Raw genomic sequence first — 15,075 nt, 5'->3', positions numbered from 1 at the left:
TGCATAAGTAAGATTACTTTACTTATTCATGTTTTCATCAGCCGCTCACAAGGCAGGTAGGTCTAATAATGCTGAAAAACCTTTCTTTCAAAATCAAACTCATGCTGTTGCTCGTGTCCGCCGTCATCGGCTTTGTCATTGTCACCTTTGTCGCCATTGAAGGGCTGTCTGCTCAACAAAGCGCCAATGGAGATGTTCGGACACTGTCTAAAATCCAAACATCCAATGATCAAATTAGCATTAATTTATTGGCCATCGCCGATCGTTTTCGGTCGATTTCAAGCGAGGGTGTCGAAGACTATATTCAGCTGGTTGAAAACCAAGAACTGCAAAATGCCGAACTCACACAAGCCAATATTGAAAGAAGTAAAGACACTAACTTAAGCATAACATTGCAAGATAACCTTGAGATCATCCGCCAATACAGCGCGATTTTATTAGACCTTGCTCGCAAACAAGACACAGTCGGATTCGACTCAACATCCGGCATGCGAGGTCAAATCGATCAACTTGGCAACAAAATAACCGCAGACATTAGTAACCTGAGCTTGCTCAAACGCGAATTTTCTAGCGTACGCCAAGCTGAAGCGAGCTACCTTTCAGATCCGACCGCGGACAATTTGGAAAAATTCACCCGTAACTTTGAAAAATTTGATCGTCGTATTTCCAACTTTGGTTTCCAAAGCACTCATGGCGTTACCGCCAATGCCTATCGTGATGCCATACTGAAATATGGTCAGGAATACCAAAATCTGCTGACCACGGAAAACCTATTTGATCAGCAAAAATTGGCTTTTCGAGACAGTCAAACTCACACCAGCCAAGCCATCGAACAACTTATGATGACGGCTGAAAAAGAAGCCGAAAGTCGATCCACTCAAGCCAATGCGACGTTGCTAACAGTAAGCCTTGCCGTGATTGTGTTTGCCACCTTGTTAATGATGACCATAGGCCGCAGTGTCAATGAATCACTCAAAAACATCATCAGTGATTTAAATAAAGTAAAACAAGGGGACATGTCTTCCAAAGCCAGCGTCAACCAAAAACGTTTGGATGAATTTGATCAGTTAGGACAATCGTTAAACGAAATGACCGAAGGGTTAGGCGATGTTCTCAAAGATGTGGTCACAACAACCGATACTTTTAATACCATGTCCAGCGATCTAAACAGCAGCATCAGCGACATCACCACCAGTAACCATTTAGTGAACCAGCGCACTCACTCCTTAGCCACAGCAACAGATGATATCTCAAATCGCTTAACGGAATTGTCGAACACCACGGACACACTTAAAAACCAATCTAACGATACCTACCAATCCGCCAAGTCTGGTGCCGATACAATTAACCTCGTACTGACCAGTATTAACGATACGGTAAGCATCGTCCAAGTCACCAGTGACCAATTAAATCAACTCGGACAGTTGTCAAAAGACATTGATAACGTTATCGCCATGATTAATGACCTTGCCAACCAAACCAATTTATTAGCGCTTAATGCTGCCATTGAAGCGGCTCGGGCAGGAGAAGCTGGACGTGGTTTTTCCGTGGTCGCGGACGAAGTCCGTGCCCTCGCCGAAAAAACCGTGGATGCCACGGCGAAAATCACTGACATCGTCAATACTATTCAGCGCTCAACCCATTCAGCCATCACCACGATGGAAAGCGGCAAATCAAACCTCAATATCATTAGTGAGAATGGCAGTAAGGCAGAAGAAGCCATGCGCAACATTGAGCAGTTCGCCATGACAGGCACTCAATCAACGGATTCCATGGCCAGCGCCATCCAAGATGTCGCCAGCACCGCCGTTGAGATGAGTACCGAAATGGAGCAAATCGCACAACAACTTAGTCAAGATACCAGTTCGATTGATATTTTAGCGGACAAAACTCAGCAAATTCAGCGACTTTCTGAACAGTTGGCACAAAAAACCAACATATTCACACTGGCCTAGCCCAGAATCCCCCTTATTACCAGTTAATAAGGGGGATTTCCTTCTCTATCCCTTGATGGTAAACCATGCAGCCGCTAGACTGTGTGGATTCATTTTTGGTCTAGTTCCCCGCTTATCTTCACGGGAACACAAGTATTTCATTAGGATTACCAACACCCATGCCAGACGCCATTCCAGTCGATTCTGTGGGCCTAGTCACACCACAGATTGCGCACTTCGACAAGCCGTTGATGCTTACCTGCGGGCAAACCTTGGCATCGTACCAACTCATCTATGAGACATACGGCACGCTGAACCAAGACGCTTCCAATGCCATCTTAATTTGCCACGCACTAAGTGGCGATCATCACGCAGCGGGCTACCATGATATGGCAGATAAGAAGCCGGGCTGGTGGGATTCGGCCATTGGCCCAGATAAAGCCATCGATACCAATCGTTATTTTGTCATTGCATTGAACAATCTTGGTGGTTGTTGTGGTTCAACTGGCCCCACCAGTATCAACCCTGAAACCAAGCAGGTTTGGGGAGCGGACTTTCCGATCGTGACCGTAGAAGATTGGGTTGAAAGCCAAGCTCGCTTAGCCGATTTACTCGGCATTCAAACCTTTGCTGCGATTGTTGGCGGTAGCCTAGGAGGAATGCAAGCCCTTGAGTGGAGCATTCGTTTTCCTGAGCGTCTCAAATCCGCGGTGATTGTCGCCTCCGCGCCGAAATTGTCGACCCAAAACATTGCTTTCAATGAAGTGGCTCGCCAGTCAATCCGACGTGACCCAGATTTCTTTGATGGTCGCTACCTAGACAATGAATCGGTACCAACCAATGGTCTTGGATTGGCTCGCATGCTAGGTCACATTACTTATTTGTCTGATGATGCCATGGGGGCCAAGTTTGGTCGTCAAATGCGTCATGAAGAGTATCAATACAACTACGGCATAGAGTTTGAGGTCGAGAGCTACCTACGCTATCAAGGGGAAGCCTTCACCAAACGCTTCGATGCCAATACCTACATGCTAATGACTAAGGCCTTGGACTATTTCGACCCCGCTGCACAGACCAATGGCGACTTAGCGGCCATATTGAGTCGCGCCCAATGCGAATTTCTGTTGGTATCCTTTACGACCGATTGGCGTTTTTCACCAGAACGCAGTGAAGAGATCGTCAATGCCTTGATTAAAGCAGGCAAAGCGGTTTCCTATGCCAAAATTGAAGCCACTGAAGGTCATGATGCTTTTCTATTTCCCATTCCTCGCTACATGCAGGCGATGAACAGTTTTTTAACACGCATCGCGGATCAAGTAATGCCATCGGCTAGTCAAGGAGAGTCTGAACATGCGCGCTGATTTAGAAATCATAGACGAATGGATTCAACCCAATATTCGCGTGCTCGATTTGGCCTGCGGTCCCGGTGAACTGCTCTATCATTTGATCAATCACAAAAAAGTCAGCGGGTATGGCTTAGAAATTGGCTCAGAAGATCTAAATACTTGTATTCAGAAAGGCATTCCAGTGTTGGAGCAAAACATTGATGAAGGCCTACAGAATTTTGAAGATCAGAGTTTTGATCTCGTGCTAATGACCCATGCGTTACAACAATTTCGTCGTCCGGATTTATTGATCGACGAAATGCTACGCATCGGCAAAGAGTGCATTATTACGTTCCCTAACTTTGGTCATTGGCGCAGTCGCTTACACCTGGCGCTAAAAGGTCGTATGCCAGTATCGGAATTTATGCCTTACAACTGGTACGACACGCCCAATATTCACTTTTTTACCTTCCAAGACTTTGAGCGCTTGTGTCACGAAAAAGACATTAAGGTATTACGTTGGGCAGCGGTAGATGGTCATCTAAAAGACCATTGGTGGATTCGCTCCATGCCCAACCTATTCAGTGAAACGGCCATTTTTCATATTAGCCGAAAAGCCTAAATTAGCAGGCATCGTCGTCATTTTAAGACGACCTTGTAAGAGGACAAAGACGTGCAAAAAACCATCGTACTGGCCAGCAATAACGCCGGAAAAATCAAAGAATTCAATGCTTTGCTGAGCGATATGGGCTTTGATGTAAAACCGCAAAAAGAATTTCAAGTGGAAGACGCCGATGAAACCGGGCTAAGCTTCATCGAGAATGCCATTTTAAAAGCTCGCCATGCTTGCGAAAAGACCGGCCTACCTGCTCTGGCGGACGATTCTGGCATTGAAGTCGACTATTTAAATGGTGCCCCAGGCATTTACTCTGCTCGCTTTGCTGGCGAACACGGTAATAACCAAGCCAACAATGATTTGCTATTGGAAAAATTAGACGGTGTTCCACCGGAACAAAGAACGGCTCGCTTCCACTGTGTGCTAGCCTACCTGCGCCACCAAAACGACCCGACACCAAAAGTCTTTCATGGGGTTTGGGAAGGTCGCATTCTAACGTCAACAGAAGGCCAAGAAGGTTTTGGTTACGACCCTCTGTTCTTCGTGCCTGAATGCGATTGCAGTGCCGCCAGCTTACCGAAAGAGGTCAAAAACCAGATCAGTCACAGGGCCAAAGCTCTGCAACAGCTATTAGCGGCGTTTCAGCAGGATCAAACCTTGTGAGTCGATTACTGCCACCGCTCAGCTTATACATCCACCTACCTTGGTGCGTCAAAAAATGCCCTTATTGTGATTTCAACTCCCATCAAGCCGATCGTTTTACCCAAGACGATCAACTGCCAGAGGAAGCTTATCTCGCGCAACTACTGGCCGATCTTGAGGTCGATTTACCTTACGTCGCCGGGCGGCCAATACAAACCGCCTTTATTGGTGGCGGTACACCCAGCTTAATGAGCGAAGACTTTTATTACCGGCTAATGGACGCGCTGCGGGAAAAACTGACTTGGGCCGACGACGCAGAAATCACCATGGAAGCCAACCCAGGCACCTTTGAACAAGAAAAGTTTCGTCATTTTCGACAAGCCGGCATCAATCGCCTCTCCATTGGCATCCAAAGTTTTCAGCCAAAGCTGTTGAAAACCCTAGGAAGAATCCACAACCGTGAGGAAGCCATACATGCTGTGGATAAGTCCAGAGCTGCAGGCTTCGATAATATTAACCTGGATTTAATGCACGGTTTACCAGACCAAAGCTTAGACATGGCGATGGCGGATTTAACATTGGCCATGACCCTTAACCCTGAGCACCTTTCTTGGTATCAGCTCACCATAGAACCCAATACTGAGTTCTATCGTCGTCCTCCAGCCTTACCAGAAGACAATACCCTGTGGGAAATTCAAGATGCAGGGCAAGCCCTATTGGCCGCGCAAGGTTATGCGCAATATGAAGTGTCTGCTAACGCCAAACAAGGACGCCAAGCGGCGCATAATTTGAATTATTGGCGATTTGGTGACTACATTGGCATTGGCGCTGGCGCACATGGCAAGATCACATTAGTTAATGGTCAAATATTTCGTACTCGAAAGACTCGCCACCCAAATCACTATCTGAATAACTTACCTGAAGCACTCGTGATCAAAGAAGCCATTAATCCAGAGGACATGCCACTGGAGTTTATGATGAATCGCTTACGTTTGTTTGAATCCTTTGATTTGCAGGAATATCGAAGATATGCGCAGAATGAGCTACCAAAATCACTGATTCAAGCCTGTCAGACGGGTCTTCAGCGAGGTTTACTCGACGAAAAAGCCTGGCAAAAAGAGCAGATTAAAACCACAGAAAAAGGCAAGCTCTTTCTCAATGAGCTGCTTGAACTCTTTCTACATTAGTTACGGCATCAAGAGTGCATCGCATTTACTATAATTTGACATCTAACTAAATTGATGTAACTCTTGCCCCGATAATTCAAAAAAGGCCGTCTTCGATGGCCTTTTTTGGCTTAATTGGAATATCAAATTAGTGACTTTTCCAACCAAAATTTCAATGTTAAACGCTTAATTGCGTTCTGTTTTGAACCATGAGTTTCCTTGTAAGCCGAGGGCTATGCTAAGCATTCCCATGATCCAAAACAGAACAAAATACGTCGCTTAAAGAACAATTTAAGAAGCATTATTCTTATAGGGTTAAGTGATAAGCCGTGATATTCACGCATGTTGTTGCACATTGAGAGATTGGAAAAGTTTCACTTCATCAGGAGAATATTATGAGCAATAAAGCACCTGACAGTGGTCGGGCGGAGTACAACACGTCTTACAAGGTTGGACAGGACAATATCCAATTCCTTGGTTTAGACGTCCTAAACCCAGTCTTCACCACCAGCGCCTTGATCATCTTGGCCTTCATTCTTGGTAGTATCTTGTTCCCTGCCGATGCAAGTGCCGTTCTTTCCGGTGCCAAAAGCTGGTCAATTAATAACTTTGACTGGTTCTTCATGGTTGCTGGTAACATCTTTGTTCTATTTTGTTTGGCTTTGATTCTATTGCCTTTTGGCCGCATCCGTCTTGGTGGTACCGAAGCGAAAGCAGAGCACTCAACCATCACTTGGTTCTCCATGCTGTTCGCTGCTGGTATGGGTATTGGTCTGATGTTCTGGAGTGTGGCGGAGCCTGTCGCGTACTACACAGGTTGGTACGGCACACCGTTCGAGGTCATGAAAAACACCCCTGAAGCAAAAGATCTGGCCATGGGCGCCACTATGTTCCACTGGGGACTTCACCCTTGGGCCATTTACGCCGTCGTTGCACTTTCATTGGCTTTCTTTGCTTACAACAAAGGGCTACCTCTTACCATCCGTTCTGCTTTTTACCCATTATTCGGTGAAAAAGTATGGGGCGTTATTGGTCACTTTATCGACATCATTTCGGTCATTGCAACCATCTTTGGTCTTGCTACCTCTCTTGGTTTTGGTGCACAGCAAGCCACCAGCGGTTTGAACTTCTTGTTCGATATTCCAAACACACTCACGACCCAAATTGTTGTGATCTGTGGTGTGACCGCGATTGCCATTATCTCTGTTGCTCGAGGTCTTGAAGGTGGTGTGAAACTGCTTTCCAATGTCAACATGATCATCGCTGCTGCATTGGCTATCTTCATCGTGATTGTTGGCCATACTGGTGCCATCTTCGCAGCAATGGGCTCTTTCTTACTGAACTATGTTGAACACATCATCCCTCTAAGTAACTGGATTGGCCGTGAAGATGAAACCTTCTACCATGGCTGGACTGTATTCTACTGGGCTTGGTGGATCTCCTGGTCACCTTTCGTCGGGATGTTTATTGCACGCGTTTCTCGTGGTCGTACCGTACGTGAATTCATTATCGCGGTATTACTTGTACCAACGTTGGTCACACTGGTTTGGATGTCTGTGTTCGGTGGATCGGCGCTGGAACAAGTTCAAAACGGTGTTGGCGAATTAGCCAATGGTATCAGTGATTCTTCTTTGGCTATGTTCCAAATGTTTGAACACCTTCCATTAACGGCCATTACCTCGTTCGTGGGTATCATTCTTGTCTTGGTCTTCTTTGTGACCTCTTCTGACTCAGGCTCGTTAGTCATCGATGGTATTACCGCTGGCGGTAAAACCGATGCTCCGATGATTCAACGTGTGTTCTGGGCGGTCTTGGAAGGCATCATTGCAATTGCCTTACTAGTTGGTGGTGGCTCAGAAGCGCTAGGCGCGATTCAAGCGGCAGCGATCACCATTGGCTTACCATTCACCTTATTGATGCTGGTTATGTGTGTCAGTTTGTGGAAAGGTTTAAGCAGTGATATGCATCTGTATAAGTAAAACTTAACAGATAGGCAAAGGGCGGCTTCGGCCGCCCTTCTTGTTTCTGTACGCAAAATACACTATCATCTCTCCATCTTAGGGGAGTAATCTTCTTTGCTATTCGCAAAGATTCTTTGTCAACATAATTGAGCCACATGCTCATGGCAAGGAAGTCCTGACGCCATTCGCAGGATTGATGAGACTTAAGACAAGAACTTGACTCTGGTGGGCTCAAGTTGTTTGTCTTTTGTATTATCGCCCACCTAGGAACATCACAAAATGGAAGCGTTGTTTACTTCTACTTCAACCGTTGCATTAGCCGAAATGGGTGATAAAACCCAACTCTTGGCGCTCTTTCTAGCAACACGATTTGCCTCAAAAACCCCCATTGTGCTCGGTATCCTAATCGCGACATTATTAAATCATGCTATGTCAGCCTGGTTCGGTTCTGCCCTTGCGACATGGATTCCAACCTATTTTGCTAGCTGGATTGTGGGATTCAGTTTCATCGCGGTCGGTTTTTGGCTATTGATCCCTGATAAAGACGATAGTGAGGAAAATCCATTATTAAAATACGGGGCTTTCTGCGCCACTTTCATGCTGTTTTTCCTAGCTGAAATCGGCGATAAAACACAAATTGCCACGGTATTATTAGGCGCTCACTATGGCGGTGTATGGGCGGTCTTGATAGGCTCTACCTTGGGTATGATGATGGCCAACGTTCCTGTGGTCTTTGCTGGACGCTGGTTGATGGATAAAGTCGACGCCAACTACACACGAAAACTGGCTTGCATACTCTTTATCATCATAGGTATCGTCACCATTATCACTCCGCAACTCACTTAAAAGGCCTAGTTATGGACGTTGAGTTAACTGAAATTTTGGAAGCCATTTGTCAGCACGCGCCCTTCAACGATATTGCAGAAGAAGCTCAGCTGAGTGAGATGACAAAGGAAATCGAAATCCAATACGTTCGTGCAGGCGAATGGGTTATTTCCCCAGGCACACTCAACAATACTTTGTTTTTTATTCGCAGTGGAGCCATTGAAGCCTTAAGCAAGAATGACAAACTCATTCGCCGTATGAACGAAGGTGAGTTATTTGGCTACGCTTCTTTGTTGCGTGGAGGTAAATCATCGCAATCGATGCGCGCCATCGAAGACAGCTTACTGTACCGCATACCTGCTCGTTGGTTTCTCAAACTGTACGAAGAAAACGATACTTTCTCTGACTTCTTCGAACTCGCACGAGAAGTTCGTCTACGTCTCGCCATGGACTCACAAAGTTCCGATGTTTCTTTAATGACTTGTCCCGTCATCAGCTTATTAAGACGTCAGCCTGTCAGTGCAAAAGCCGACTCAGACATACTCACCGCAGCGCAAATCATGACCGAAAAGCGCGTTTCCAGTTTGTTGATTACGGAACAAGATGAGTTGATCGGCATTGTCACTGATCGTGATTTACGCACCCGAGCCTTAGCCAAAGGGCTCGCTTTGGACACGCCCATTTCGGAGATTATGACACCAGACCCGATCGTCATGGACAGTCGCGACTATGCTTCTGAAGCCGTACTCAAAATGATGGAGCGCAACGTTCACCACTTACCCGTCATTAAAGACAATCGGCCCATTGGGGTGGTTAGCACAGGCGACATTGTCCAAAAAGAAAGCCACGGCAGTGTCTATTTAATCAGCGATATTTTTAAACAATCCAGCATAGAAGGTTTACAAGCCATTAGTCGTAAGATGACACATACCTTCACACAATTGGTGGTCGCTGATGCCAATACACAGATGATAGGCAATGCCATGTCACACATTGGCACTGCTTTTGTGAAACGTTTATTGCAGTTAGCAGAAGACCAATTTGGTAAACCGCCCGTGCCCTATTGTTTTGTCGCCCTAGGTTCACAAGCGCGAGAAGAACAAATCATAAAGACAGACCAAGATAATGCCTTGATTCTCAGTGATAAGTACGATGAAAGCCTTCACGGAGAGTATTTCGAGCAACTCAGTGAATGGGTGTGTCAGAATCTGGACAAATGTGGCTATGATTTGTGTAGCGGCGACATTATGGCGTCGAATCCTCGCTGGCGTCAGCCGATCTCTGTGTGGAAGCAATATTTTACCGACTGGATACGTGAGCCAAAAGCGGAAGCGTTACTGCGTTTGTCTATTTTCTTCGATTTACGCGGTATTTATGGGGACAAAACTCTGGCCACCAAACTCAATCGTCACATTCGGGCAGAAGCCAAAGCGCATTCCGGCTTTTTGACCTTCATGGCCCGCAATGCAAACCAAAGAAAGCCCCCACTAGGCTTCTTCCGGCAGTTTGTCTTGGACGGTGAAGGCAAACAATCACGTACCTTTAACTTAAAAGAAAGAGGCATTGCACCGATTATCGACATAGTCCGCGTGCATGCCTTGGCGATTGGCAGTGATAAACTCAATACCTTAGAGCGACTCGAAGACATTGAAGCAGAAGGGCTTCTTCCAGATGGACGAGCAAAAGATTTGGCCCTCGCCTTAGAAATGATTGGCATGGTACGTATTCGTCACCAGAAAGACCAAATTGATGCTGGAGAAACGCCCAACAATCATGTTAATCCAGCCAACTTGTCCTCTTTCGAAAAACGCCATCTCAGGGATGCTTTTGACATAGTGGCGCGCCAACAAGAGTTCATTAAATTTCGCTATGCCGGTAAACGCAGTTAAATTATGGCTAACATTGAATTCAACAAAAACGTTTCCTTTCAAGATTGGCAAGCTAACTTTGAACAATGGGCTGAGGAAGCACCAGAAGGCGCCCTAAAACGTTACTATCAAGCGGGGATGATCCATGCCACAACGCCACTCAAAGACGCCCCCTTACTCGCATTGGATTTGGAAACCACAGGACTAGACCCAAAAATCGATGAGATTATCAGTTTGGGGTTAATTCCCATGACCCATAATGCAATTCGCTGTCAGGGCGCACGTTATTGGATGGCCAAGCCCAAGCATGATTTACACGCCGAATCCGTGACCATTCATGAAATTACTCACGCTGAATTGGCGCAAGCGCCAAGATTGGACAGTATTTTGGATGAGATTTTAGACACCCTGATTCAACAAGTGGTTGTCGTACATTGTGTCTCGATTGAGCGTCAGTTCCTACTAGAGGCCTCACTTAAACGCTACGGTTACCCATTATATTTTCCCGTGCTAGACACCATGGACATCGAGCGACAAGTACAACACAAACCTTGGTGGAAGCGTTTTGGCAAGCCACCATCATTGCGTTTGGATGCTTGCCGACAACGTTATCATTTACCTAGGTACAAGGCTCACCATGCCCTTACGGATGCCTTATCATCTGCTGAGTTACTGCAAGCCCAAATTGCTTATCATATGGATGTAAATGCCGACATTAGCGACTATTGGCTTTAAACAGCCCTTACAAAGCGGGACAGCTCTCGCGGATGACTAACTCAGTTTCTAGCACCACATCTTTGGCTTCACGTAAGCCTAAGAACACTTCCGCGGCGACTCGACCTTTCTCCACGGTTTGCTGATGAATCGTGGTGATCGATGGATGAAAATTCTCACTTTCGGCAATCCCATCAAAGCCCACCACCTGAAGGTCTTCAGGAACACGAATGCCAAGTTGCAGCGCCGCTTGAACCGCCGCAATGGCAATGCAGTCACTCATACAAAGCAATAGCTTAGGGCGATTGGCCATGGTAAGCGCTTCACGAGCCGCTTGATACGCCAATTTATGATTGTTCTCAGGAATGTTCCAGATGCACTCAGATGGCACGGTGATTTGATGCTCTTTTAGGGCTTCAAAATAACCGTACAATCGCTGAATCGAAATAGAAGCTGCACGATCAAACAACTCATCTTCACGAATCCGACAAACCCTGTCGGTGTCTAACAGACTCAACCCTAGAATGGCGACGGTTTCAGGCTGGTGCTGCAAGGCATGTTTCGCAATGATGTAAGCACCACTGTGGTTTTCCACATTCACCGAGGTCGTACCGGGAATAAAACTGTCAACGGTAATGATATTTTTGTTTGGCATTAACCAAGGTGCATTAATGCACTGTTGAGGTTTATGGCCGTAAACAATAAAACCATCCACCATAGAAGATTGCATGCGGCTTTGTGCATCTTGTTCCACTTCGTCGGAAGACAACAGCAGCATGTTATATTCATTGGCTTCAAATATCTCAGCCATGCCCTTCAGAAACTGATTCGCGACTGGATCCGTTAAGCTGTAACTTAAATCATCTGACAATACGATGCCAACAATCCCTGTTCGCCCAGTGCGTAGACTTCTTGCGGCGGCATTGGGACCAAAATAGCCCATCTTCTCACATTCACTCAGAATATTTTCGCGCAAACTGGCTGACAGTTGATCAGGACGATTAAAGGCATTTGAGATGGTTGCCGTTGATACCTCCAAACGTTCTGCAACGTCTTTTAAGGTCAGTTTTTTTATACTTTTTTTCATACAAGCACTCACTAGAATTAAGAGTCTTACCCACCCAATAGTCCATTTGACACCCTGGATAAGACTCAAACATTCTATCAAGCTTTCTAAAAAGTACGAATAGCCACATTCACTTTAAAAGCATCATGCGGCTTTCGTGAATTTTTCTTAACGCAGACGCGCGTAGCAAGCTTGATAAGCAGGTAAGGTCAAAGTTTGACCCGACAACTGGCACTGGAAACCGTGACCTTCAAGAAGCTCAACGTCACCTGAACTCAAGGTGGCAACTTGTTCTTCACTTGTCATGTTCAATACCACAAGCAAAGATTCCTCTTGGTAATCACGAACAAAGGCAATCAATTCACCGTTAGCAACGTCGATTTGCGTTAACTCACCATTCACCAGTGCTGGTTGCTGTTGACGCCATTTAATAAACTGACGCATTTTGTGCAGTAAAGAATCTGCGTTGGCTTCTTGCTCCGCCACACTTAATGGCAGATGGTCTTTATCCACTGGCAGCCAAGGCTCGATAGTAGAGAAACCACCCTGAGCTTTGTTTTCCCACACCATAGGCGTACGGCAACCATCACGGCCTTTAAAGACTGGCCACAGAGGAAAACCATATGGATCCTGAATACGCTCATACGGTACTTCTGCCTCAGGCAAACCAAGCTCTTCACCTTGATACAAACAAACGCTACCACGAATAGAGGCAATCAATGCCGTGGTAATTAATGGGTAAGCTTCACCGTCTTCATCTGCGCCCCAACGAGTACGCGCACGCACCACATCATGGTTTGAAACGGCCCAACATGGCCAACCATCACCAACAATATCTTGCATGTTTTTTAGTACATCGCGGATGTAAGCTGGGGAGTGTGGCTTGTTCAATAAGTCAAACGTGTACGCCATGTGCAGTTTATCGCCACCTGACGTGTACTCAGCCATGCGATTTAGAGGGAAGTCGTCACCGATTTCACCCACCGTTGTACTGCCTGGGAACTCGTCCATCAGCGCACGCAACTCTTTAAGGAATGCCAAGTTCTCTGGGCGACTCAAGTCATATACGTGGCGCTGGTATGTGTATGGATTGTCCTCCGGTGCTCCTTTAGTTTTTGGCTCACCTGGTGGCACTGGCGGATTGTCTTCCAAACCTTCACTGTGAAAATAGAAATTCACTGTGTCCAGACGGAAACCATCAACCCCCAACTCTAACCAGAAACGCATATTGTCTAAATGCGCTTTACGTACTTCAGGATGATGGAAGTTCATGTCTGGCTGAGATTCTAAGAAGTTGTGCAAGTAGTATTGCAAACGACGACTGTCCCATTTCCATGCGCTACCACCAAAGATAGACAACCAATTATTTGGTGGTGAACCGTCTGGCTTAGGATCCGCCCAAACATACCAATCCGCTTTTGGATTGGTCTTGTCCTGACGGCTTTCCTCAAACCATGGATGCACATCAGACGAGTGGCTGATCACCTGATCAATCATCACTTTCAAATTCAAATCGTGAGCACGATTCACAAGCTTTTTGAAATCGCCCAAGCTACCGAACATAGGATCAATGTCACAGTAATCCGAGACGTCATAACCAAAATCTTTCATTGGTGAAGTAAAGATAGGAGATAACCAAATGGCATCCACACCCAACGAAGCAACATAGTCTAGCTTACTAGTGATACCCACCAAGTCGCCCACACCGTCGCCATTCGCATCCATAAAACTACGCGGGTAAATTTGATAAATGATCCCGCCTTTCCACCAGTTCAAGTTGGTTGTCATACTGACTCTCCAAAAACAAAAAACTTGGGATAAGGCAGCACCTTATCCCAATCAACAATAAGACTTGTAAAATTAACGACGATAAGACAGTTCGTTATCGTCAAATAAATGCATTTTCTCTGGCGCAGTCGACAAATGAACCTGTTCGCCACGCTGGATACTCAAGGTACCCGACTCTTTCGCAATCACCATGTCTTCACAACCAGGCACTTGAACGTACAACAAGGTCGCTTCACCAAGAGACTCAATAAAAGACACGGTTCCAGACAAGAAGCCTTCTTCTTCGCTCGCCACCACACTCAAATCTTCAGGACGAATACCAAAGAAAGCCGCTTTGGACTGCTCGCTTGCTTGCGTAGTAATTGGCGCTGTCACGGACATTTTCGCCGACAAAGACACTTCCGTTTGCTCACCTGTTTTCTCAATTCGACAAGGCAAGATATTCATTGCAGGAGAACCAATAAACTTAGCCACAAAAACGTTTGCAGGGTGTTCATAAAGCTCAAGCGGTGAACCGACTTGCTCGATATTGCCCGCTGACAACAGCACAATTCGATCAGCCAATGTCATGGCCTCTACCTGATCATGGGTAACATAGATCATGGTGGAATCCGGCATGCTTTCTTTCAGATTGGCAATTTCCATACGTGTTGCTACACGCAAAGCCGCATCCAAGTTAGACAAAGGCTCGTCAAACAAGAACACTTTTGGACGACGCACGATGGCACGGCCGATCGCCACACGCTGACGCTGACCACCAGACAACGCTTTTGGTAGACGATCAAGGTAAGGCGTCAACTGCAACATTTCTGCCGCTTTGCGTACCTGTTGATCGACATCGTCTTTGCTTACTTTCGCAATTTGCAAGCTGAACGCCATGTTGTCGTATACTGTCATGTGCGGGTACAACGCATAGCTTTGGAACACCATGGCAATACCACGCAAAGCAGGTGGAATGTCGTTCACCACCTGACCGTCGATCTCCAAAGTACCAGCCGAAATGTCTTCCAGACCAGAGATCATGCGCAATAGGGTCGATTTACCGCAGCCCGATGGACCAACAAACACAATGAACTCACCCTGTTTGATGTCCAAATTGATGTCTTTTAGGACTTCAACTTTGTTCGAATAAATTTTCTTTACATGGGTTAACTTAACATCAGCCATGAT

At 46.1% G+C, this 15,075-nt stretch carries 12 protein-coding genes and 1 riboswitch; of the genes, 9 read left to right on the top strand and 3 right to left on the bottom strand.

Annotated features, from left to right (window positions below; genetic code table 11):
• The first annotated feature begins 68 nt into the window (after window positions 1-68).
• The 9 genes from OA79_RS15710 (at window position 69) to OA79_RS15670 (ending at window position 11,072) form a co-directional block, all read left to right on the top strand.
• Window positions 69-1,955 carry a methyl-accepting chemotaxis protein gene (locus OA79_RS15710; protein ID WP_063334188.1) on the top strand — a complete coding sequence of 629 codons (1,887 nt, stop codon included), beginning with the start codon at window positions 69-71 and terminating at the stop codon, window positions 1,953-1,955.
• 158 nt (window positions 1,956-2,113) lie between these two features.
• Window positions 2,114-3,295: a homoserine O-succinyltransferase MetX gene (gene metX, locus OA79_RS15705; protein ID WP_063334187.1), complete on the top strand. Its 1,182-nt coding sequence runs from the start codon at window positions 2,114-2,116 to the stop codon at window positions 3,293-3,295.
• Window positions 3,285-3,881: a methionine biosynthesis protein MetW gene (gene metW, locus OA79_RS15700; RefSeq protein WP_063334186.1), complete on the top strand. Its 597-nt coding sequence runs from the start codon at window positions 3,285-3,287 to the stop codon at window positions 3,879-3,881. The genes metX and metW overlap by 11 nt, the downstream gene beginning before the upstream one ends.
• A gap of 51 nt (window positions 3,882-3,932) precedes the next feature.
• The gene (locus OA79_RS15695; protein WP_063334185.1) at window positions 3,933-4,538 is read left to right on the top strand and encodes an XTP/dITP diphosphatase; all 606 of its coding nucleotides are present in this window, start codon (window positions 3,933-3,935) and stop codon (window positions 4,536-4,538) included.
• Window positions 4,535-5,704, top strand: a complete 1,170-nt coding sequence (gene hemW / locus OA79_RS15690) for a radical SAM family heme chaperone HemW (protein ID WP_063334184.1) — start codon at window positions 4,535-4,537, stop codon at window positions 5,702-5,704. Before OA79_RS15695 ends, hemW begins: the two co-directional genes overlap by 4 nt.
• 374 nt (window positions 5,705-6,078) lie before the next feature.
• Window positions 6,079-7,662, top strand: coding sequence for a BCCT family transporter (locus OA79_RS15685; protein ID WP_063334183.1), 1,584 nt, complete (start codon window positions 6,079-6,081; stop codon window positions 7,660-7,662).
• A gap of 69 nt (window positions 7,663-7,731) precedes the next feature.
• Window positions 7,732-7,839: riboswitch (yybP-ykoY riboswitch) on the top strand.
• Window positions 7,840-7,923: 84 nt separating this feature from the next.
• The gene (locus tag OA79_RS15680) at window positions 7,924-8,490 is read left to right on the top strand and encodes a TMEM165/GDT1 family protein (protein WP_063334182.1); all 567 of its coding nucleotides are present in this window, start codon (window positions 7,924-7,926) and stop codon (window positions 8,488-8,490) included.
• A gap of 11 nt (window positions 8,491-8,501) precedes the next feature.
• On the top strand, window positions 8,502-10,358 hold the full coding sequence (locus tag OA79_RS15675; protein ID WP_063334181.1) for a DUF294 nucleotidyltransferase-like domain-containing protein: 1,857 nt from the start codon (window positions 8,502-8,504) through the stop codon (window positions 10,356-10,358).
• A 3-nt stretch (window positions 10,359-10,361) separates the two neighbouring features.
• Window positions 10,362-11,072 carry a 3'-5' exonuclease gene (locus OA79_RS15670; protein WP_063334180.1) on the top strand — a complete coding sequence of 237 codons (711 nt, stop codon included), beginning with the start codon at window positions 10,362-10,364 and terminating at the stop codon, window positions 11,070-11,072.
• A 7-nt stretch (window positions 11,073-11,079) separates the two neighbouring features.
• On the opposite strand, the gene OA79_RS15665 is transcribed toward OA79_RS15670, so the two are convergent.
• From OA79_RS15665 to OA79_RS15655, 3 genes are all read right to left on the bottom strand, one after another.
• Window positions 11,080-12,138, bottom strand: a complete 1,059-nt coding sequence (locus OA79_RS15665; protein WP_082825506.1) for a LacI family DNA-binding transcriptional regulator — start codon at window positions 12,136-12,138, stop codon at window positions 11,080-11,082.
• 147 nt (window positions 12,139-12,285) lie between these two features.
• Window positions 12,286-13,905 (bottom strand): alpha-glucosidase family protein, encoded by a 1,620-nt coding sequence (locus tag OA79_RS15660; protein ID WP_063334179.1) that lies wholly within the window; start codon window positions 13,903-13,905, stop codon window positions 12,286-12,288.
• 72 nt (window positions 13,906-13,977) lie between these two features.
• The gene (locus OA79_RS15655; RefSeq protein ID WP_063334178.1) at window positions 13,978-15,072 is read right to left on the bottom strand and encodes an ABC transporter ATP-binding protein; all 1,095 of its coding nucleotides are present in this window, start codon (window positions 15,070-15,072) and stop codon (window positions 13,978-13,980) included.
• Between the last annotated feature and the right edge of the window lie 3 nt (window positions 15,073-15,075).

It is taken from the genome of Marinomonas sp. TW1, assembly GCF_001625355.1.
GTDB lineage: Bacteria > Pseudomonadota > Gammaproteobacteria > Pseudomonadales > Marinomonadaceae > Marinomonas.
The sequence above is the reverse complement of the archived record's forward strand: the minus strand, read 5'-3'. Positions and strand labels throughout refer to the sequence as shown.